This window comes from Tissierella praeacuta, from assembly GCF_040396155.1.
Taxonomy (GTDB): domain Bacteria; phylum Bacillota; class Clostridia; order Tissierellales; family Tissierellaceae; genus Tissierella; species Tissierella praeacuta_A.
In genome coordinates this window covers 16374-37420 of the sequence record NZ_JBEBOY010000030.1, presented here as the reverse complement: position 1 = coordinate 37420, position 21047 = coordinate 16374, and the positions used below count along the sequence as shown (strand labels likewise).

General features: G+C 30.6%; 19 protein-coding genes and 2 other annotated features. Of the genes, 12 read left to right on the top strand and 7 right to left on the bottom strand.

What is annotated here, in order from left to right:
- The first annotated feature begins 186 nt into the window (after window positions 1–186).
- Window positions 187–435: a binding site (T-box leader), on the top strand.
- Between the two features lie 110 nt (window positions 436–545).
- From ABWP20_RS13500 to ABWP20_RS13490, 3 genes are read left to right on the top strand one after another with little or no spacing between them, the layout of a single operon-like run.
- On the top strand, window positions 546–1349 hold the full coding sequence (locus ABWP20_RS13500; protein WP_353096460.1) for an amino acid ABC transporter substrate-binding protein: 804 nt from the start codon (window positions 546–548) through the stop codon (window positions 1347–1349).
- Window positions 1350–1360: 11 nt separating this feature from the next.
- Entirely contained in the window at window positions 1361–2002 is a 642-nt protein-coding gene (locus ABWP20_RS13495) for an amino acid ABC transporter permease (protein WP_353096458.1), read from the top strand.
- A gap of 8 nt (window positions 2003–2010) precedes the next feature.
- Entirely contained in the window at window positions 2011–2619 is a 609-nt protein-coding gene (locus tag ABWP20_RS13490) for an amino acid ABC transporter ATP-binding protein (protein WP_353096456.1), read from the top strand.
- A gap of 143 nt (window positions 2620–2762) precedes the next feature.
- Here the strand turns inward: ABWP20_RS13490 and ABWP20_RS13485 are convergent, their stop codons facing one another.
- Window positions 2763–4751: a methyl-accepting chemotaxis protein gene (locus tag ABWP20_RS13485; protein ID WP_353096454.1), complete on the bottom strand. Its 1989-nt coding sequence runs from the start codon at window positions 4749–4751 to the stop codon at window positions 2763–2765.
- A 344-nt stretch (window positions 4752–5095) separates the two neighbouring features.
- Here ABWP20_RS13485 and ABWP20_RS13480 point away from each other — a divergent pair, with 344 nt between their 5' ends.
- The 9 genes from ABWP20_RS13480 to ABWP20_RS13440 all read left to right on the top strand — a co-directional run bounded on the left by ABWP20_RS13480 (window position 5096) and on the right by ABWP20_RS13440 (window position 14854).
- Window positions 5096–7033, top strand: a complete 1938-nt coding sequence (locus ABWP20_RS13480) for a flavocytochrome c (protein ID WP_353096452.1) — start codon at window positions 5096–5098, stop codon at window positions 7031–7033.
- A gap of 82 nt (window positions 7034–7115) precedes the next feature.
- Window positions 7116–7694: a TetR/AcrR family transcriptional regulator gene (locus ABWP20_RS13475; RefSeq protein WP_353096450.1), complete on the top strand. Its 579-nt coding sequence runs from the start codon at window positions 7116–7118 to the stop codon at window positions 7692–7694.
- A gap of 168 nt (window positions 7695–7862) precedes the next feature.
- Window positions 7863–9176 (top strand): DUF2812 domain-containing protein, encoded by a 1314-nt coding sequence (locus tag ABWP20_RS13470; RefSeq protein WP_353096449.1) that lies wholly within the window; start codon window positions 7863–7865, stop codon window positions 9174–9176.
- Window positions 9177–9248: 72 nt separating this feature from the next.
- Entirely contained in the window at window positions 9249–9530 is a 282-nt protein-coding gene (locus ABWP20_RS13465; RefSeq protein WP_353096447.1) for a DUF6199 family natural product biosynthesis protein, read from the top strand.
- Window positions 9531–9583: 53 nt separating this feature from the next.
- A complete protein-coding gene (locus ABWP20_RS13460) occupies window positions 9584–9772 on the top strand; it encodes a hypothetical protein (RefSeq protein WP_353096446.1) in 189 nt (62 codons plus the stop codon).
- A gap of 108 nt (window positions 9773–9880) precedes the next feature.
- Window positions 9881–11563, top strand: a complete 1683-nt coding sequence (locus tag ABWP20_RS13455) for a LytS/YhcK type 5TM receptor domain-containing protein (protein ID WP_353096445.1) — start codon at window positions 9881–9883, stop codon at window positions 11561–11563.
- A gap of 13 nt (window positions 11564–11576) precedes the next feature.
- Window positions 11577–12341 carry a LytR/AlgR family response regulator transcription factor gene (locus tag ABWP20_RS13450; protein WP_353096443.1) on the top strand — a complete coding sequence of 255 codons (765 nt, stop codon included), beginning with the start codon at window positions 11577–11579 and terminating at the stop codon, window positions 12339–12341.
- Window positions 12342–12468: 127 nt separating this feature from the next.
- On the top strand, window positions 12469–13887 hold the full coding sequence (locus tag ABWP20_RS13445; RefSeq protein WP_353096441.1) for a carbon starvation CstA family protein: 1419 nt from the start codon (window positions 12469–12471) through the stop codon (window positions 13885–13887).
- Window positions 13888–14170: 283 nt separating this feature from the next.
- Window positions 14171–14854: a phosphoribosylaminoimidazolesuccinocarboxamide synthase gene (locus ABWP20_RS13440; protein WP_353096440.1), complete on the top strand. Its 684-nt coding sequence runs from the start codon at window positions 14171–14173 to the stop codon at window positions 14852–14854.
- Window positions 14855–14875: 21 nt separating this feature from the next.
- Here ABWP20_RS13440 and ABWP20_RS13435 read toward each other — a convergent pair whose 3' ends face one another.
- The 6 genes from ABWP20_RS13435 to ABWP20_RS13410 form a co-directional block, all read right to left on the bottom strand.
- Window positions 14876–15700: a M15 family metallopeptidase gene (locus tag ABWP20_RS13435; RefSeq protein WP_353096438.1), complete on the bottom strand. Its 825-nt coding sequence runs from the start codon at window positions 15698–15700 to the stop codon at window positions 14876–14878.
- Window positions 15701–16022: 322 nt separating this feature from the next.
- Window positions 16023–16409 (bottom strand): hypothetical protein, encoded by a 387-nt coding sequence (locus ABWP20_RS13430; RefSeq protein ID WP_353096436.1) that lies wholly within the window; start codon window positions 16407–16409, stop codon window positions 16023–16025.
- Window positions 16410–16792: 383 nt separating this feature from the next.
- Window positions 16793–17128, bottom strand: coding sequence for a hypothetical protein (locus ABWP20_RS13425; RefSeq protein WP_353096435.1), 336 nt, complete (start codon window positions 17126–17128; stop codon window positions 16793–16795).
- A 4-nt stretch (window positions 17129–17132) separates the two neighbouring features.
- Window positions 17133–17543 carry a hypothetical protein gene (locus tag ABWP20_RS13420; protein ID WP_353096433.1) on the bottom strand — a complete coding sequence of 137 codons (411 nt, stop codon included), beginning with the start codon at window positions 17541–17543 and terminating at the stop codon, window positions 17133–17135.
- 362 nt (window positions 17544–17905) lie between these two features.
- Window positions 17906–19105: a metal-dependent hydrolase family protein gene (locus ABWP20_RS13415; protein WP_353096431.1), complete on the bottom strand. Its 1200-nt coding sequence runs from the start codon at window positions 19103–19105 to the stop codon at window positions 17906–17908.
- A 19-nt stretch (window positions 19106–19124) separates the two neighbouring features.
- Window positions 19125–20306 (bottom strand): hypothetical protein, encoded by a 1182-nt coding sequence (locus tag ABWP20_RS13410; protein ID WP_353096429.1) that lies wholly within the window; start codon window positions 20304–20306, stop codon window positions 19125–19127.
- A gap of 97 nt (window positions 20307–20403) precedes the next feature.
- Window positions 20404–20657: a binding site (T-box leader), on the bottom strand.
- Window positions 20658–21047 lie beyond the last annotated feature (390 nt).

The following is a 21047-nucleotide window of genomic DNA, read 5'->3' as shown; positions in this document are numbered from 1 at the left end:
GTACATTCTATTAAATAATTTAAAATCTTTTATTGACAATTCTTAGCTGGACTTAAAGATATATTACCCAAATGTTTAACATTATATAGTTATAAATAATTATCCTTTCATAAAGGAATAATAAAAACTTTAAAGTTATACTTGACATTTATCAAAAAGTGATTTAATATAGTAACATAATAAAATGATAAAGCGATGAGAGGAAATAGTATGAATGAAATTTTTATTTTAGAGAGTCCCAGTTGGTGAAAAGGGATATAAAAATCATTCAGAACACATCCTTGAGTAGGGCCTGAAAGGTTGTCTAAGTAGGAGTCTTCGGTTTAATCACCCGTTAAAATGATTAGTATGTGTTGGCATACTTACTGAGGTTGATATCGTGAGATATCAATGAAAATAGGTGGAACCACGTGAGCTAAAGCTTTCGTCCTTAATTGATTTTGAGGATGAAAGCTTTTTTATTTTGCACAAGGTACATCTTTTCAATATAAGACTTATATATCAGACCATACATGAAGAGTCGTAAAATTAAATGGAGGGATAATATGAAAAAGGTAAAGTTTTTAATGATTTTAGTAGTAGTATTAAGCTTATTTGCTTCAGGATGTGAGTCTAAGAGCAAAACCGTTGATGCTTGGAGTAAGATAGAGGAAAGAGGAAGTATAATTGTTGGATTAGATGATACTTTTGTTCCTATGGGTTTTAGAGATAATAATGGTGATTTAACTGGATTTGATGTTGAATTAGCTAAAGAAGCCATTGCAAGGATAGGTCTTAAGGCAGAATTTCAGTCAATAGATTGGAACTTAAAGGAACAAGAACTTGACTCAGGTAATATAGATTTAATCTGGAATGGTTATTCAATTAGTGAAGAAAGATTGAAAAAAGTCAAATTTTCTAAACCCTATTTAGACAATAGACAAATAGTTGTAGTATTAAATGATTCCGATATTGGTACAAAGAAAGATTTAAAAAACAGGATAGTTGCTACTCAAAACTCATCTAGTTCTTTGGAAGCATTAGAAAAAGCAGATGCAATTAACGATTTTAAAGATTCCGATATAATTTTGTTTGACACTTATAACGAAGCTTTTATGGATCTCGAAGTAGGAAGGGTTGAAGCTGTTGTAGCTGATGAAATATTAGCTAGATATTATATTGCTGAAAGAGGACAGGAAAAATATAAGGTATTAGAAGAGGATTTTGGCGATGAAGAATATGGAGTAGGTATTAGACTTGAAGATAAAAGATTACTAGAAAAGCTTAATAAGGCTTTAGACGAAATGAAAGAAGACGGTACGTCAAAGGATATTTCAGAAAAATGGTTTGGAGAAAATATAATTAAGTAGTAGGTGAAAATATGGATTACATTTTAAGCATTACTCCCTTTATTCTTAGTGGATTTAAAACAACCTTGTGGGTTTTCATAGTTACAGCATTGTTTTCTATACCCCTTGGAGTTATAGTATGTTTACTTAGATTATCTAAAATAAAAATAATTAGACTTTTTGTCCAAGGTTATATTTTGATTATACGAGGAACTCCATTATTATTGCAGATTATATTTGTATTCTTTGGGCTTCCTATTATGGGAATCGTTTTTAACCGAGAGGTTGCAGTTTCAATTGCTTTTATTCTAAACTATGCTGCGTATTTTGCTGAAATATTCAGAGGAGGGGTGAATTCAATAGATATTGGACAATTTGAAGCAGCTAAGGTATTAAGCTTACCTAAGAAAACTACTTATCTTGGAATAATAATTCCTCAAGTGTTTAAAGTAGTTTTGCCATCCTTAGGGAATGAACTTATTACTTTGGTGAAGGATACATCTTTAGTATATGCACTGGGACTTGGAGATGTATTGAGAGCAGCAAAGACCCTTTCAAATAAAGATGCTTCCTTAATACCAATATTTTTAGCAGGTGGAGTTTATCTTATATTTATTGGAATTGTGACATATGGACTAAGGAAAGTCGAAAGTAAATTTGAATATTATAGGTAGGTGAAATAATGCTTAAAGTTGAAAATTTAAATAAATCCTTTGGAGATAAAAGGGTTTTAGTAAATATAAATCTAGAAGTAGAAAAGGGAAATATAGTCATGGTTACAGGTGAATCTGGAGTAGGAAAAACCACTCTTATTAGATGTTTATGTGGATTAGAGACCTATGATAGTGGTAAAATATTATTCCCTAATGAAGAAGGAAATGAAAATTCTATAGGACTTGTATTTCAAAACTTTAATTTATTTCCTCATTTTAGTGTACTAAAAAATATAACATATCCTTTAATTAAGGTAAAATATATGATCAAAGAGGAAGCTATAAAAAAAGCTAAAGAGTTAATAGAATTATTAAAATTAGATGGATTAGAGAGCTTCTATGAATATCAATTATCAGGCGGACAAAGACAAAGGGTTGCCATAGCAAGGGCTCTTGCTATGGAGAGTCAATATCTTTGTTTCGATGAACCTACATCTGCCCTAGACTATAAGTTAAGAAACAGTGTAGGAGAGATTTTAAAAACAGTAGCTTCTAAGGGAATTGGTGTTATAGTAATAACTCATGATAGAGAGTTTGCAGATAAATATGGTGATAATATATATGAATTGGGCAGGTAATTATTAATAGAATATATGAGGATATAAATGGACATAGGAAATATTCTAAAATAGTAAAAAGACATAGACATATCTTCAAAGAAAATAAAAAGGTAATTGAGTGAGATTTAATCTCACTCAATTACCTTTTACTTATTGTATTTTTAAATTTTAAATTTAGTAACAATTGATTGTAATTCCTGTGCCAATTCTGATAGAGATTCGCTGCCATTTCCAATTTCTTCAAGAGATGCAACCTGTTCCTCAATAGATGCAGTTACTTCCTCTGTAGAAGCAGAATTTTCCTGTGCTATGGCAGATAGACTTTGTAAAGTATCTAAGATATCGTTTTTCATAGTATCCATTTCTATTCCTGAAGCATTTAATTCCTCAATTTCTTTATCGGCGTTTTTCATGGCTTCATATATTAACATATACTTGTCCTTGCTATTAAACACACTTTGTGTTTGCTCCTTAGCTATATCTGATACTCTTTCTATGGTTGTTACAGCATCTTTAGAATTTGCTTGTAAATCATTAACTATTTCATCAATGGACATTGTAGACGCTGAGGATTGTTCTGCTAATTTTCTAATTTCCTCTGCAACAACTGCAAAACCTTTTCCAGCCTCCCCAGCTCTAGCCGCTTCTATTGCTGCATTTAAGGCTAATAAATTGGTTTGTTCTGCAATTGATGCAATAACATTGCTGGCTTCTCCTATTTGAATAGAGCTAGCATTTGTTTTTAGTATAACTTCTTGAATTTCCTTTGAGGCATTATTGCTTTCTTCTGTTATTTTAGATAATTTTTCAATTTCATTTAAACCACTATCAATAATTTCTATTATTTCATTGGTAGCTGATTTTAAATTTTTTGAATACTTTAGTTCTTTTTCAATTATTTCACCTAATAAATTAGCTTTTGAAGAGCCAGTTTCTGTATTTGATGCTTGTTCTGAAGCACTATTGGCTATTTCTTGTGCTGTTCTAGATACTTCTTCTGCAGAGATAGTGGATTGTTGAATAGTAGCAGTCATTTCTTCTGAGGTGGAAGCTACTTGTTCAGAAGAATTGCGAATATCGTTAATCATCTTTCTAAAACTATTTGTTATACTTTGCATAGATCTGCCTAAATCCCCAAGTTCATCTCTTCTTGATAATATATGGAGAGAAATATCTTGTGTAATATCGTAATTTGCTAATACCTCTGAATACTTAGTTGCTTCAATTATTGGTTTGGCAATAAAAACTCCCATGGTATATGTAATACCCATACTAAATAATAAGATTATTGCAATTGATACGATAACATTTTTTTTCATTGCTGGGATTGAATCTAAAATTTCAGCTTCATCGGCTGTAATAACAAAGGTCCAGTTAGTGCCTTCTACTGGAGCATATCCAGCATATAATTTTTTACCATTAAAGCTGTAATTACTTACACCAGATCTTTCTTCTATTATTTTTTCTGTTAGTTTTGCTACTTCTTTAACACTTTCATCATCTTTTGCTTGTTCTATTGCATTGGATTGTTCGAGAACCAATTCCTTGTTGGGATGAGCCACTACATTTCCTGCGCTATTGAGCATATAGCTGTATCCAGTTTGACCAAAGCTTATATCTGCAATTAATTCACTTAAAATATTGCCATCAGCTCTAGTAGATAAAGCAGCTACGATTTGACCATCTTTTTTTATAGGTGTAGCATAAAGTAAATTTAGCTGATTTACAGCACGAGTAACTAGTAAGTCAGATACACTTGTGTTGCCACTTAAGGCATTTTTTAAATAGGGTCTATCTCCCAATTGAATAATTGTTCCATCAGGAGAATATGTGCTTCCATCAGGATGAGAGATTGCCAATTCAATAAAATTAGTTCCATCTACCTGCCTTATTAACTCATCTTTTTGCAATTCCCAATTCATACTTTGAATCTCTTGACTACATGCTATAGTTTCTAGAACTCTTTTTTGAGTTTTAATTCGACTTTCTACTATCTTAGCTCCATTAAGAGCCATGTCTCTAAGTGCATTTTCTGCTTCAACGCTAACGGTGTTGCTAGCTTTTATCACAGAAATTGAGGCGACAATGGCAGACGATAATAAAACTAATATGGAGAAATATACAACAAGTTTTAATTTAATACTTTTCACGTTAATACCTCCCATTTTTAAAATGATGACCTATGTTTTTTGGTTCATTATGAATTGTTAAAAACTAAACATCAATTACCATATTAACCCAATATTTATATTTTTGCAATAACTGACAATATAAGACTAAAAAATATAAGACTAAAGTAGGAAGTATAATTATTTTATTATAGTAAATTAAAGCTTAGGCATTAGAATTACAATATTTATTCTAATTATATATATTGTTAAATTTTTTTCATTTTTCAACAAAAACTATTGACAACTTTTTAACCTAGTATATACTAGAATATGTTACTAGAATATTCTAGTAAAACGTTCTACAAAATAAAGGAGGGTTTTTTATGTTCAAATCTAGTAAGAAGCATATCACATTATTATTAGTATTAGTTATGATGCTATCTTTAGTTGGATGTGGCAAGGACAATGCACCTACTTCCTCTGATAAAGGAACAGGAAAGTTTACACCTGGAGTATATACAGGTGAAGCAAAAGGTATTAGTGATACCCTTACTCTAGAAGTAGAGGTAGATGAAGAAAATATTTTATCTGTAAAAATTACTGATCATAGTGAAACGCCTGGCATATCAGATACTGCTATAGAGCGTATTCCTAAAGAGATAGTTGAATATCAAAGTTTAAATATTGATGTTGTATCAGGAGCTACTGTTTCTAGTACGGCTATTCTTGAGGCTGCGAAACAGGCATTAGAAAAAGCTGGAGCTAATATTGATGATTTGCTAAAAGAAATAGATAAATCATCAAAAAATGGGGAAGCAATAGAAAAAACTACAGATGTAGTTATTGTTGGAGGCGGTGGTGCTGGTCTTGCAGCTGCTGTTTCTGCATTACAAAATAATGCTAAAGTTATTGTATTAGAAAAAATGCCTACATTAGGTGGTTCTACTATAATGGCTGGGGGACAATATAATGCAGTTGATAATAAACGTCAAGAAGCTCTTACTATGCGTCCAGAATTGATTAAACAAATTGAAGCACTTACTAAGGAAGAGCCTGTTAATGAAATACATAAAAGGTTGATGAGTGAATTATCAGAACAGGTTAAAGAGTATAAGAAGAATAAATCAACTTATATGTTTGACTCACCTCAACTTCATGCTTTACAAGCATTTAATGGTGGGGATAAAAAAGGTAATCTTGAACTAATAGAAAAGTTTGCATATGGAGCTAGAGACTCTGTTGGTTGGCTTGAAGGACTAGGAGTGGAGATTTCAGATGAGATAGCTACTGTTACAGGAGCATTATGGCCAAGAACTCATCAATTTATTAAACCACTTACTACTGGTCCTATAGATGCTTATGTTGAATTTATATCATCAAAGGGTGATGATGCTGAAATAATATTAGAAACTAGAGTAACAGATATTATCGTGAAAGATGGTAAAGCTGTAGGAGTTAAAGGTATGCAAGGAAATAACGAAATCATCGTTAATGCAAATAAAGGTGTAGTTATAGCTACTGGTGGATTTGCAAGAAATAAAGAATTAGTGGCTAAATACGATGAGCTTTGGGGAGATTTATCAAATCTTAATTCTACAAATAGTGTTAGTGCAACTGGTGATGGTATTGTAATGGCGGAAACTATTGGTGCTAACTTAGTAGGAATGGAATATATTCAGTTATTACCAGTAGGACATCCTGAAACTGGTGGAATGTCTGGAAACATTAGCATTAATGCTGCAAATCAACTTTTCATCAATAATAAAGGTGAACGTTTCGTAGCAGAAGATTCAAGAAGAGATACTCTTACAAAGGGACTATTGGAGCAACCAGATCAAATTATGTGGATATTACATGATGCACATGAATATTATAATGAAGATGTTAAAAATGATTTTAATGAATCAATAGGTAAATTAGTTGAAAGTGGTATTGCTGTTAAGGGAAATACTATTGAAGAATTAGCAGAACAAATGAAAGTAGATCCTACTACATTAAAAAATACAGTTGATACTTATAACAAAGCTGTTAGAGGTGAAGTAGCTGACCCATTAGGAAAGAATCTACTTCAAGACGAATTTAATAAAGGACCTTTCTATGCATCAGTTCGTGTACCAACAATACACCATACTATGGGTGGAATTGAAATAAACACAGATGCACAAGTAATAGATAAGGATGGCAATGTAATTAAAGGTTTATATGCAGCTGGTGAAGTTACTGGAGGAATACATGGCTCCAATAGACTTGGCGGTAATGCCATACCAGATACTGTAGTATACGGTAAAATAGCTGGGGAATCAGCAGCATTAGAAAAATAAATAGAACAGAAGATAATTCCCTATAAAATTATAGGGAATTATTTTTTATTATGATATAATTTTGTAAGGTGGTGATATTCATATGTCCTATAAAATGGAGAAGTCTGTAAGAAGAAAGCAAGAGCTAGTGGATATTATTGTAAATCTTATGGATGAAGAAGGACTCAAAAATGTAACAGTTAAAGATATTTGTGAAGCTGCTAATATATCTATTGGAGCTTTTTATCACTATTTCCAATCTAAAGATACCATAGTAGATGAGATGTTTTTTTTAATGGATGAGTTTTTTTTAGTAAATCAACAAAATATTTTACAACATCCTACAGTTGCAGACCAAATAATTGATTTTGTAAAACATTTTGGTATCTATGTTGAAGAATGGGGATATTATGCAAATTTATTAATCATGAGAACTCATATGACTAAAAATGATTATAATAGAGGAAGACGATTATATAAAATATTAGAAGAAATAATTATTGCTGGCATTAATAATGGGGAATTCAAATTTGAAGTTGATCCTAAGGAACTTAGAACTATGGTCTTTGTAATAATTAGAGGATATCTTCTAGAATGGGTTAATAGGGAACATAATTATCCAGTTAGGGAGAATATGGTAAGACAAGTAACCTATTTAATAGATTTTTTGACAGGAGAATAATTAGAAATAAGCAGGAAGAGTTTGCTTTTTTAGATTAATCACAAAGAATAAGATAGTAGAAATGGTATGAATAAAGTTTTTAATTTACTAATTTATGATATTATAGTATATTAACAACACAAAGATTAAATATAAGCGGAGAATATATTATTAGGGGTGAAGGAAATTATGAGTACCAAAAGAGAACTCTTCATATTTTCAGCATCTGATATTAACGCAATGGAAGAGCATTTTGAACAAATGGCTAGGAAAGGATGGATGTTAGATAAAGTTGGAGAATACTTAGTTAGATATAAAAGGATAGAGCCACGAGAATTGAAATTTTGTATAGACTTATTTCCTAAGCTTTCAGTTTTTGATTATCCTAATAATAGTGATGTATTGAAATATAGAAATCCCTATATAGATTCAGGTTGGAATTTTTTAGTAGCATCTAATAAATTTCAGGTTTTTTATTCACAGAAGGAAGACGATTTACCGTCGATTCAAACCGATGAGAGAGAAAAACAATCTATAATAAATAAATCTTTGCTCTCTGAAATGGTTATATTTACAATTTGTCTTTTGATTTTTATTTGGAATTTATATAGGTTGTCCCCAGTTAATTACAATAGATTTAAATCCAATACAGGTATAGTAACTGCAATAATTGGTCCAGTATTTATTATACCTACAGTGGTTTATATATTTTCATATGGATTTTGGATGATTAGAGCCAAGATAGCCATTAAAAATGGAGAAAAATTACCTAAAACAAGTTATAAATCTTTAAGGTTTAGGACGTTATTGCTATTATATCCAGCATTGATATTGCAGATTTTGCTCATAATTGCATCAATTGCTGATTTAATTAATGGAGACTTTTTTGGAGTCTTTTTAGTATTACCCATAGCAGTAGGATATACGGCGGGAATCTTATTCAAAAAAAATAAAAATAAGAGAAAAAGAAGTAAGGATAAAAATATAGTATTATTTATAATTATTATTGTATTAATAGTAATCGTAGTTAATATAATTATTACTAAATTATATGGCATAATAGATTCACGAGGATCACAAGAATTACAAGAAGGATATAAAGGGCTTACGTTAAATGATTTTAACCATATGAATTCTGACTACTCTAACTTTTATTGGGAGAGAAGTGTATTGCTGCCCAAGGTATCTATTTATTATGAGAAATCTTCAGGTGAAAACAGAGATTACGTAAGAACTGAATATATAAAAGCTATAAACAATGAGATGGCCAAATATGTATTTGATGGAATGGTTAAAGAAGGTGTTGTAAAGTATAATAGAACTGTAACTCCTGCTAGTATGAACTATGATTATTTTAATGAGGCTTTTTTCATAGATTATGCTGATAATGATAGAAGTGTAATTTTATTAAAAGATAATGAAATATTCTATATAGAAAGTAAATTTGATTTGTCAGATGAAGATAATATAAATATTATTGTTAATAAATTAGATAATTACTAAATATAATCCTAAGAATTTGCCTTAGGATTGTATGTTATAATTAACTCACAATAAGGTATTGGGAGGGGTAATATGTTAGAGTTTATTCTTGGTGGAATTATAATCTTACCTATTTTAGTAATTCTAATTTATTCCATCATAAATCCTGAAGCAATGGCAACTTGGGGATATAGATGGAGATATAAAGGTGAACTTGAACCAACGGAAGAGTATATAAACTATATTCGTGTTTCTTCAGTAATTAGTTTATTATTGATAATATCAATGGTAATTATTTCATTTAATCCTTTATATGGTACAATTTTTCTTATATTGTCCATATTCATAGCCTTATACTATTTTTTGATTAAATAAATTTAGATATGAAATTATTGTAATATTCATACAACTATACTATAATTTATTTAATGTTTGTCTCATCAATAGGAGTAGCTACTATAGCAGGTGTATTAGGAGGTATAATAGGACCTCCTTTAGCAGAATATTTCTGTGATAAACTTCCAGAAGATTACCATCCTACAATTGGTAATGTTGCTTCTATGGGAGTCACTACAATAGTGGTATCCATGATAATAAAGGTACTTCCTTGGTTTTAAATAAAGCAGCGGAAAAGTTGGGCAATTTTGCCCAACTTTTTTATATGGAATCCTATAAAGTCCATATGATATACTAATGAGGAAGAAAAGATTAAAAGAGGTGTTTATGTGTTAATAAATTTACTTAGAAACTTAGCTAACAGAGTTGGAATTATATTAGTATTAGCACTTTTTCTTTCAAAAAATGGACTGTTTAGAAAATTAGTCTCAAAGGAGAATATTGGGATTGAAGATAAAGTATTGCTGTCTACTATCTTTGGAGCTTTTGGCATACTAGGTACCTATACAGGAATACATTTAAAAGGAGCATTAGTTAATGCTAGAGTTATTGGTGTTTTTGTTGGTGGATTACTTGGAGGACCATTGGTTGGAGCTTTGTCTGGTATCATTGCAGGGGGTCATAGATTTTTAATAGATATAGGTGGATTTACTGCCATTGCTTGCGGTATATCAACTTTATCTGAGGGTATTATGGCAGGATTATTGAAAGAGAAGTTTGAGAATAGTCCTTATAGAATAATATTTGCTTTAATAGCTGGAGCCATGGCTGAAGTAATGCAAATGATAATAATCCTTTTAGCTGCGAAACCATTTTCAGAGGCATTAAATCTAGTTAAGGTAATTGGGATTCCAATGATTGTTGGGAATGGTATAGGCATAGCTGCATTTATTGCTATAACAGATACAATATTTAAAGAGATAGAGAATGAAGCTGCATATCAGGCTCAATTGACTTTAAAGATTGCTGATATGACCTTAGCATATTTTAGAAAAGGATATAACGAAGATACGGCTAGAGATACGGCGAAGATAATTTATAATATGACTAAGATTAAGGCTGTTGCATTTACTGATAAAGAAAAGATATTAGCCCATATTGGTATAGGCGCAGATCACCATTTAGCGGGAAGTCCAATAAAGACAAATTTAACAAGGGAAAGCTTATTGACTAAAGAATATGTAGTAGCAAATACTGAAAAAGAAATAGGATGTGACTATGGCAACTGCCCGCTAAAGTCTGCTGTAATTGTGCCTATTAGAGAAGAAGATAAGGTTATAGGCACATTGAAACTATATAAAGATAGGGAAAATTCCATAACTAAGGTAGATGTAGAGTTAGCATTGGGTTTAGCCAAGATGTTTTCTACCCAGATAGAACTAAGCAAAATAGACCATCAGAGAGAGTTGTTATCTAGAGCAGAGCTAAAAGCTTTGCAAGCTCAGATAAATCCTCATTTTCTATTTAATGCTATAAATACTATAGCATCCCTAACTAGAACTCAGCCAGAGGACGCTCGTAGACTCTTAGCTCATCTTGGTAATTATTTTAGAAATAATTTACAACAGGAAACAGAGGCTGTAAATCTATATAGAGAAATAGAACATATAAATTCCTATATTGAAATTGAAAAAGCAAGGTTTGGGGATAAATTAGAGATTGTTTATGATATTCCTAAAGATATTGATTGTAAACTTCCACCTTTACTTCTTCAACCTATAGTAGAAAATGCAATAAAACATGGTGTATTAGGCAAAATTGAAGGTGGAAAAGTTGAAATAATTGCAAAAGATAATGATATAGAAACAAAATTAATTGTGAGAGATGATGGGGTGGGAATATCCAAGGAATGTTTAGACTGCTTGTTTGAAGAAAGCTGCAGCAAGGAAAGAATTGGCATTATAAATGTGAATGAAAGACTAAAGAATAAATATGGAAAAGAATATGGATTAATTATTGAATCTGAAATTAATAGGGGAACTACTGTAACTATGGTAATTCCTAAGTTTTAAGGAGATGGTTAATTTGCTAAGATGTTTAATTGTAGATGACGAGAAGCCTGCTCGACAAGAATTATTATATATCTTAAGTAATATTGAAGGGGTAGAAGTAGTTGGAGAAGCTTCCCATGGTATAGAAGCCCTAGAATTAATTAAAAAGCTTAGACCGGATATTGTTTTTTTAGATATTCAAATGCCACAAATGAGCGGAATAGATGTTGCTAGAAAGTTATTAGAAGAAGAATATAGGCCAATGGTAATATTTGTAACAGCCTATGACCAATTTGCAGTTGAAGCCTTTGAAGTAAATGCAATAGATTATTTACTAAAGCCCATATCTGAGGAAAGACTAGAAAGAAGATTAGAGGATATAATTCTTAAAGATGATAAAGAGAAATTTGATTATAATAAATTGGATAAATTAATTCAGGATATAAAATCTAATACTAAAATCACTACTAAAAGGCTATCACTTTATCATAATAATAAGCTTATTCCAATTGAAACAAAGGATATTATATATGCCACAATAGAGGATAAGAGCACTGTGATTTTAAGTAATAAGGGAAAGTTCGAAACAAACTATACATTAAATGATTTAATGGAGAAACTAGATTCTTCAAACTTTTTTAGAACCCATAAATCCTATATAGTAAATCTAAATTATATAGAGTCAATAGAGCCTTGGTTCAACTCTACCTATAATATAAACTTAAAAGATATTGATGAGGTAATTCCTGTAAGTAGGAATTATGCGAAGAACTTTCGGGAGATTATGAATATCGAGTAAAATGTATTTCAACTTCTGAGCATGCATCTTAGACATTAATTATAACCTCTTACCCAAAAAAATGAATAATTTGTGTTTTGTTATTGTATCATTATTAATGAAACAAATAATAGAGGAGGTTTTTTTAATGACACAATTTATTATTGGAATTATTATACTTATAGTAGGATACTTTATCTATGGAAAAGTAGTTGATAATCATTTCGGTATTGATGATACCAAAGAAACTCCTGCTACAAAACTTGAGGATGGTATCGACTTTGTTCCTATGAGTTGGCCAAAAATTTTCCTAATCCAATTATTAAATATTGCAGGATTAGGACCTATATTTGGAGCAATACAAGGGGCATTATTTGGACCTATGGCATTTGTATGGATAGCTTTAGGTTCTGTATTTGCAGGAGGAGTTCATGACTATTATTCAGGTATGCTTTCCTTAAGACATGATGGACAGTCCATATCTGAAATAGTTGGGATTTACCTAGGTGATGGTGCAAGAGCCATAATGAGAGTATTCTCTGTTATATTGCTTATCTTAGTAGGTACAGTATTTATGACAGGACCTGCTAATCTAATGGCTAGTATTAAATTATTTGGTCTTGGTAATGCAGATATTTGGTTAGCATTAGTATTTATTTATTATTTCCTAGCTACAATATTACCTGTAGATAAGATAATCGGTAAGATTTATCCATTATTTGGTTTAGCTTTACTTACAATGGCATTTGGAATTGGTACTATGATATTAGTAAAAGGATATCAATTGCCAGCATTTACAGTATCTAGTTTACATCCAGCAGGATTACCAATATGGGCAATTCTATTTACTACAATAGCTTGTGGTGCAATCAGTGGTTTCCATGCTACTCAATCACCAATGATGGCTAGATGTATGACTAAAGAAAGTTATGGTAGAAGAATATTCTATGGTTCCATGATAGCAGAAGGTGTTATTGCTATGATTTGGGCAGCAGCTGCAATGGTATTCTTCGATGGCATCCCAGGATTACAAGATGCATTAACTAATGGTGGAGGACCTGGTGGAGTAGTAAATACTATTTCAAATTCTCTTTTAGGACCTGTTGGTGGAGTATTAGCTATGTTAGGAGTTATAGCTTGTCCTATTACTTCAGGAGACACAGCCTTTAGATCAGCAAGACTTACTATAGCAGATGCTATGAAATATGGTCAAGGACCTATAAAGAAGAGATTAGTTTTAGCTTTACCATTATTTGCCATAGCATTTGGATTAACAAGAATAGACTTTAATATTATTTGGAGATATTTTGCATGGTCAAATCAAACATTAGCAATGATAGTTTTATGGGCAGCAGCAGCTTATTTAGTTAAAAATAATAAGAGTCACTGGATGACAAGTATTCCAGCAACATTTATGACAGCTGTATCTGCAACATATCTTTTACAAGCACCAGAAGGATTTAAGCTATCTACAACAATAGCATATCCTGTAGGAGCTATTATAGCTATAGGAGCTATTACATTCTTCCTTATAAAAGTAAATGGAAGAAAAACAGTAAAAGCATAATACTAAAATTAAATATTATTAATTAATATAAAGGGAGATGAATTTTCATCTCTCTTTTTTATGAAAAAATGAGCTGCTACTGAGGTTTTGTGGTATACTAGCCATAAGAGAAGATTAATAAAGATGAAGTAGAACTACTTTATTTTATTATTCATAGCTAATATTTAAGTTTATGACAATGGATAATATTCTCAGATAATAAATAAAACTATCACTTGATAGTTTTTCTAAAAAAATATATATTAATAATAGAAGAAAAACTTTATATAAAGGAGCCAATAGTATGAACTTAGTTTATAAAGGAAAAACGAAAGATGTTTATGATTTAGAGAACGGAAATTATTTGTTAAAATTCAAGGACGATGTAACAGGAACAGACGGAGTGTTTGATCCAGGAGCTAATACTGTAGGTCTAAGTATAGAAGGAGTGGGTAAAGCTGGACTTAGATTAACGAAATTTTTCTTTGAAAAATTAAATAGTATGGGTATACCAACTCATTATGTAGATGCAGATATAGAAAATGCAACTATGACAGTATTACCTGCAAGTGTATTTGGTAAAGGTGTAGAAGTAATCTGTAGATATAAAGCAGTAGGCAGCTTTATGAGAAGATATGGAATGTATGCAACGGAAGCACAGCAATTAGATGCTTATGTAGAGGTTACTCTAAAGGATGATGATAGAAATGATCCTCTAATAACTGATGAGGGACTAGAGATGTTAGGTATAATGACCAAAGAAGAATATAAAACTTTATCAGATTTAACTAAAAAGATTAGTCAAGTAGTTAAAGATGAACTTGCTAAAAAAGGTATGGAGTTATATGATATTAAATTTGAATTTGGTAGAGTTGGAGAAGATAATCATATTGCACTAATAGATGAGATATCTGGTGGAAATATGAGGGCTTATAAAGACGGAGAATATATTGAGCCATTAAAATTAGAAGAGTTAATGTTAAAATAATAAAAAAATTAGGGGATATATTTATATATCCCCTAAAAATTCTTCTAAAGTAATATTTTTTTCATAAATTTCTTTTGCCACTTCTTTACCTACATATCTAATATGCCAAGGCTCATAACTATAACCTGTTATTTCAGTGGTTTCTTTTTGAAAACGTATTATAAATCCAAATCTATGGGCATTGTCCTTAAGCCATTTTCCTTCAACAGCTTGTCCAAAATTTTCTTCTAAAGTAAAATTCACACTCTTAGAAGATACATCCATAGCAAGACCTGTTTGATGTTCACTTTGACCTGGAAAGGCTACTAACTTATTAGCTTCTTCAAATCCAACATTTTTGACCTTTCTATCAAATAAGGATTTCTGAGTATTATATGATCTATATCCAGAAACAGCATATAAAGTAATTTCGTCCTCATCCGACCCTTTAAATAACTCTTCAAGTGCATCTGCAGCTTCTTTTCTTAAATATTTTTTTTCTACATCTTCTTTAAAAGGAAACCTTACATTGGGAATAACTAGATCCTTTGGCTTATAATCAGAAGAAAGATTTCTTTTTTTATTAGCTAATACCAAAATATCATCTGTATTTTTTACTATGATTTTTCCATCTTCGTCTTTGTAAGTTGTGTCTTTCAAATAATCAACTTTTTCAGATAGGGGTAAGTCATTTGTCTCATCAGGGGTTTTATCTATATCAGTATCATTGATAACAATACCATCGTTTTTATTGGATGCAACTGATATATTTTTCTTAGATGAGTGTGTACTTCCACCTTGACTATATAAAAAAACACTAAATCCTATTAGACCTAAAGCCATAGTTTTGACAAGTACTTTTCTCATATTTAGTCAACTCCTAAATTCATATATAATAGTATTTGTATCTGTCTATTATACAATATAAATACGGAAAAGTACATATTTCGACAAGTATATAAAAAATAATGTCTAAAGATAGTTAATTCATATAGAATAAATTTAAGACCGTATTATTTTTAATACGGTCTTAAAACAATCATACATAGTTTACTTTTAGAAGTATCCTTAGCTATTCCTATAAATATTATTTTCTTATCTAGATTCTTGGGAGACAAATTTTCCAAAAATCTATAAGTACATTTATTTGAACAGTTAAAAGTACTTTTCTACTTTAAGTTTAATTTGATTAATCGCATTCATATAAAGTTGGTAAATATTCTATAGTATTATAAGTACATCTATTCAAGCATGTTGTAACTTTTCTGCGAGCGTATACCTTAGTTGTATGGGTACCGCTTACTCTATTGCAATGATAACATCTACTACCGGCTATATCAGTTCTGCCATGTATTTTATCAATTCCTTCATAAATAGTATCATCACAATGTTCACAAAGTTTTCCGGTGTCAATCCTTGATTCTAAGCTTCTAGATTCAATATCTTGAGGTTCCACTGGAGGTCTTATTGGAGATTTTAAATTAGATGATTTTGCATCAGAAGTAATACTAAAAACAAAGATAATTGATAAAACAATCATTAAACTTCTAGTTATGTTTTTTCTGTCAAATAACATTCTAATCACCCCCCTGATTAATATATTTACTAAGTACATATGAATATATCATTCATCTATAGAGTAGTCAAGCAAATAGATTGTTGAAATTTACTATTGATACATCCAGGTTAACCTATATTAGATATAATAGCCTAAGCATATTGTCTTTAGGAGTAATTAGATTATATATTTCACTATATGGGCTAGAAACATTCCCATTTATTTTTTATCATTAAAATCACCTTCTGGCTTATATTCGTCTTATAGTTACATTTTACAACAAAAAAAGCATAACTCCTACAACTACTGTTGTATAAATTATGCTTTTTATTTACTTAGAACTTTTTCAGTGACCTTATTAATGCTAGTATTATTATAAATAATTTAATTCTTGAACTTGCTTATCTATAGCATTTATATTCATTAGGAAGATATTCTAAAACCCTATAAGTACATCCATTAGGACAAGCTACAACTTTTTTAACGGAATAAACATCAGTATTATGATGGTCTCTTATACTACAGTGCTTACAATCTTCACCAGATTTATCAGTTCTAGCATACGATTTATCTATATACGTTGGAGCAGGTTTACGACAATCTCCACAATCAATTGCTCTAGGTGATATATCTACTGGTTCTGCATATGACTTAGTATTTAAAATAAACAAGCTTAACATTATTAATAAAGCAAACATTGTAAAACCTCTAACTAAATCCCTTTTATTAGTAATCATAATATTAATCCCTTTCACTTAATAAAGAAATACATTCATATAAAGTCGGTAAATATTCTACATCTTTATAGGTACATCCATTAGGACACATTGAAGATTTTCTACGAGCATATACCTTAGTTAAATGATAGTCTTGTGTACTACAGTGCTTACAATTTCCACCAGCTTTATCAGTTCTAGCATATATTGTTTCGATACCTCGATAAATATCATCGTAACAATCTTCACAACTTTCCCCAATAGCAACTTTTGATTTTAAATTTTGAAATAGATTAAGATTATTAGCATAGTCCGCTGGAGGTCTTCTTGGAGATTTTAAATTAGATGATTTTGCATCAGAAGTAATACTAAAAACAAAGATAATTGATAAAACAATCATTAAACTTCTAGTTATGTTTTTTCTGTCAAATAACATTCTAATCACCCCCCTGATTAATATATTTACTAAGTACATATGAATATATCATTCATTTAAATAGTAGTCAAGCAAATAGATTATTAAAGTTTTCTATCATGATATATAAGCTCATCTATACTAGATATAATATAAAGAATATTATATTAGAACAGTCATATATATCTTCAATTATAGTAATTTTTATTCTACCTATAAGTAGAGTTTTATTTGAAATAGTCTCATCCAAAATAACTATTTCCTTATTACAGTACAAAAATGGGACTGCCTCAAAATATTATTTGAGGCAGTCCCTATATTTTATAAATAAATCGTTTTTATAAATTTCTATGGGCTTTTTAAGAACAGTATTTATATTTTAATTATTTTACTTTCTTACCAAGCTTATAAATTGAACCAAGATCAAATAGAGTATCCAAATTATCCAATGGATTTTCATTAAGTACTAGAAAATCTGCATATTTCCCTTCCTCTAGAGTTCCATAATTATCAAGGATTCCTAATAAATCTGCACTTGATCTTGTAGACGCTACAATTGCTTCCATTGGACTCATACCATATTCAACCATTAATTTTAATTCATGAGGGGCTCCATCATGAAAATTAAATGGTGTACCAGCATCTGTACCCATAGCAATTTTAACACCAGCCTTGTATGCTTTCTTAAAGCTTTCGCAATGATATTTCATTACATAATTTGACTTATCTACAGCAAACTTAGGAATTCCAGCTTCAACTCCATTTTTAACTATGAAATATGGTGCAACTAAAGTAGGAACTAGATAAGTACCTCTATCAACCATTAGCTGAATAACCTCATCATCAAGAAATATACCATGCTCTATTGAATCTATTCCAGCTAATACTGCATTTTTGATTCCTTGAACTCCTTGGGCATGGCTAGCTGTTTTCTTGCCTGCTTTATGAGCTTCTATTACAGCGGCTTCCATTTCTTCCATAGAAAGTTGAGGAGAACCAGGTTCTACACCCTTTGTCATAACACCGCCAGTAGCCATAATTTTAAGAAGGTCAGCGCCAGCTTTAAGTTCTTTTCTTGCAGATTTTCTAAGCTCATCTACACCATCTGATTCTCTCCCGATAAACCATCCATGTCCACCTGTCATAGTTAAACATCTACCTGCAGATATAAATTGAGGACCTTCAATGAAACCTTCATTTACTGAATCTCTTAAATCAAAATCTATTCCATCAGGTGCACCTAGATCTCTGAAAAAAGTTGTACCAGATAGAAGATGTTTTCTAAGATTTGCTACACCTCTTAAAGTGGTTTTTGCTTGAGATTCCGCCGTCATAATAGAAACAGGATCACCAACTGGCTCCATTGTAATATGAACATGGCTATTTATTAGTCCTGGAATTACAGTTTTACCAGATAAGTCTACTTCTTTAATTCCATTTGTATCTTTTAATTCATTAACTTCGCCAACTTTAATAATCTTTTTATCTTCTACTATAAAGTAAGCATTTTCAACTGGTGTTTCTCCAGTACCATTAATTAATCTAAAACCTTTATATAATATTTTATCAGTCAAAATAACCACTCCTTCTATATTTTCCTTATTACATTAATTTTGCCATAACTCCCGCTAGTACTACTGAAGCAATTGTAACAGTCATAAATCCAGCTACTAGCATTTTAGGCAGTATTTCATTTAATAAAAATTGTTTTTCTTCTTCTGTTTTCCCATTGGCATTTGTAACTTCATTAGAAAGTATATACGTCCCTGGAAAACCAAATAAAGCAGAAGTTCCTATAGCTATGGACATTTCTATAGAATATCCAAGTATTTTACCTACTATTGCAGAAGCAATAGCTATACCAATAAGACCCAACAATAGACTTGTTACCATTGGAAACAATATTGATAACAGCATTTCAGGTGTAGCCGTTGATAAATTACTAAATACTACAGCCATAAGTCCTAATAAAGCAAGTCCAAATGCATTTGCCTTAGACATAATATTTTCCTCTAAAAGCCCTAATTCTCTTCCTATGACTCCAACTAATAAGCACATAACATATTTGTGTATAATGCCATTAGTAAGTTCTGATAGTTTAAAGCCTAATAAAGCTACTAAAGCTAGTTTGGCTAACATTATGAAACTAGTTTGTAAATCCTTTGGTAAAGGAGGTATTAGCTTTTTTTTAACTATTATTTCATTATTTATATTATCATCTAGAGTTGAAACAACTTCTGAGTTGTTTTCTCTAAAGGATTTAAGCAGATTTTTTGCCTCTTTATTGAGCAAGAAAGATGCCACAGGGTATCCAAAGAAACCTTGGACTACTACTAATAATGTTGAAAACACTGCTATTGTTTCAAGCCCCTTTGCTTTTGCTGTATCTCCCATAATAATAGCTGCTACAACTCCACCGGATATAGGTGGTGCAGAAGCTACGGCATATTCTTTACCTATAATAGGGGTGCCTATAAAGAATAAAAATACACCTATTCCAATTACTGCACTTATTGATATTACAACAGTTTTCCATTGCTTTTTAAGATCTTCGAAGCTCATTAATGTACCCATATGAGTAATTAAAAATGCAATCATAAGTGAGCCAAAACCTAAAAGTTGTGCATCTTCTAAGATGGTCTTTGGAAGGTTGAACCAGAATCCTATCAAGAATACTATAGATGCAATGAACATCATAGATACAATAGACTTGGTCTTGTAAGATACAAAATCTCCAACGGCATATATTAATAAAACTATTGTTATAGCTGATAAACTATCCATCTTATTCCTCCTGTTCTGAAATGACTTATCTTTTTATATAAGGTCTGGCCAGACTTTTTATAAATAAAAAAACTCGTCTTAAGGATATATTTATATCCTTAGAGACGAGTTGATTTCCCGTGGTACCACTCTAATTCATAAGCTGTTTTTTATATAGCTTATCTCTTGGATCAAAGGTGAATTCCTTAAATCCTAGCCATATAACGGTGACTACCGACCTTATTTACTCCCAGTTGGTTTTAACAAGGCAGTTTAGGAGTGAGTATATATACTTTCTTTATACTAATTCTCACCAACCATTAGCTCTCTTAAATAAAGTTTAAGTATTTTGGTCTCCATCGTAACTTTTAGAAAATTTTAAATATAAAAATTATTATAATACGGTAAAGTGACATTGTCAACATAAAATTAAAAAAATTTTTAAAATTATTACATTTGACGTTTAAAAAGTATTGTAAAGCAAAAATAAAGTTAGGAAAATATGTAGAATAATTAATGTATTTGTAATGATTATAATACTCATTGTAATAAATATAAGAATATTAAAATGAGCTATAGGAGATAAAGTAAAATAGAATTCGAATAAATTTAACTGATGGTGTTATTAAATTTTCTTTTAGAAATGAAATTCTTGAAATTAGATTATTTATACAAAGAATATAGAAGAATCGTATTTATTTTATGTTATGATAAAGAATAAGAATATCCAAATAAATTCTAGGGCTTTGAAAAGTTATAGGG

What these genes read in the sequence shown, in the direction of transcription:
- ABWP20_RS13500 (WP_353096460.1), top strand. Translation starts at nt 546, where the DNA reads ATGAAAAAGGTAAAGTTTTTAATGATTTTAGTAGTAGTATTAAGCTTA.
- ABWP20_RS13495 (WP_353096458.1), top strand. Translation starts at nt 1,361, where the DNA reads ATGGATTACATTTTAAGCATTACTCCCTTTATTCTTAGTGGATTTAAA.
- ABWP20_RS13490 (WP_353096456.1), top strand. Translation starts at nt 2,011, where the DNA reads ATGCTTAAAGTTGAAAATTTAAATAAATCCTTTGGAGATAAAAGGGTT.
- ABWP20_RS13480 (WP_353096452.1), top strand. Translation starts at nt 5,096, where the DNA reads ATGTTCAAATCTAGTAAGAAGCATATCACATTATTATTAGTATTAGTT.
- ABWP20_RS13475 (WP_353096450.1), top strand. Translation starts at nt 7,116, where the DNA reads ATGTCCTATAAAATGGAGAAGTCTGTAAGAAGAAAGCAAGAGCTAGTG.
- ABWP20_RS13470 (WP_353096449.1), top strand. Translation starts at nt 7,863, where the DNA reads ATGAGTACCAAAAGAGAACTCTTCATATTTTCAGCATCTGATATTAAC.
- ABWP20_RS13465 (WP_353096447.1), top strand. Translation starts at nt 9,249, where the DNA reads ATGTTAGAGTTTATTCTTGGTGGAATTATAATCTTACCTATTTTAGTA.
- ABWP20_RS13460 (WP_353096446.1), top strand. Translation starts at nt 9,584, where the DNA reads ATGTTTGTCTCATCAATAGGAGTAGCTACTATAGCAGGTGTATTAGGA.
- ABWP20_RS13445 (WP_353096441.1), top strand. Translation starts at nt 12,469, where the DNA reads ATGACACAATTTATTATTGGAATTATTATACTTATAGTAGGATACTTT.
- ABWP20_RS13440 (WP_353096440.1), top strand. Translation starts at nt 14,171, where the DNA reads ATGAACTTAGTTTATAAAGGAAAAACGAAAGATGTTTATGATTTAGAG.
- ABWP20_RS13435 (WP_353096438.1), bottom strand. Translation starts at nt 15,700, where the DNA reads ATGAGAAAAGTACTTGTCAAAACTATGGCTTTAGGTCTAATAGGATTT.
- ABWP20_RS13430 (WP_353096436.1), bottom strand. Translation starts at nt 16,409, where the DNA reads ATGTTATTTGACAGAAAAAACATAACTAGAAGTTTAATGATTGTTTTA.
- ABWP20_RS13425 (WP_353096435.1), bottom strand. Translation starts at nt 17,128, where the DNA reads ATGATTACTAATAAAAGGGATTTAGTTAGAGGTTTTACAATGTTTGCT.
- ABWP20_RS13420 (WP_353096433.1), bottom strand. Translation starts at nt 17,543, where the DNA reads ATGTTATTTGACAGAAAAAACATAACTAGAAGTTTAATGATTGTTTTA.
- ABWP20_RS13410 (WP_353096429.1), bottom strand. Translation starts at nt 20,306, where the DNA reads ATGGATAGTTTATCAGCTATAACAATAGTTTTATTAATATATGCCGTT.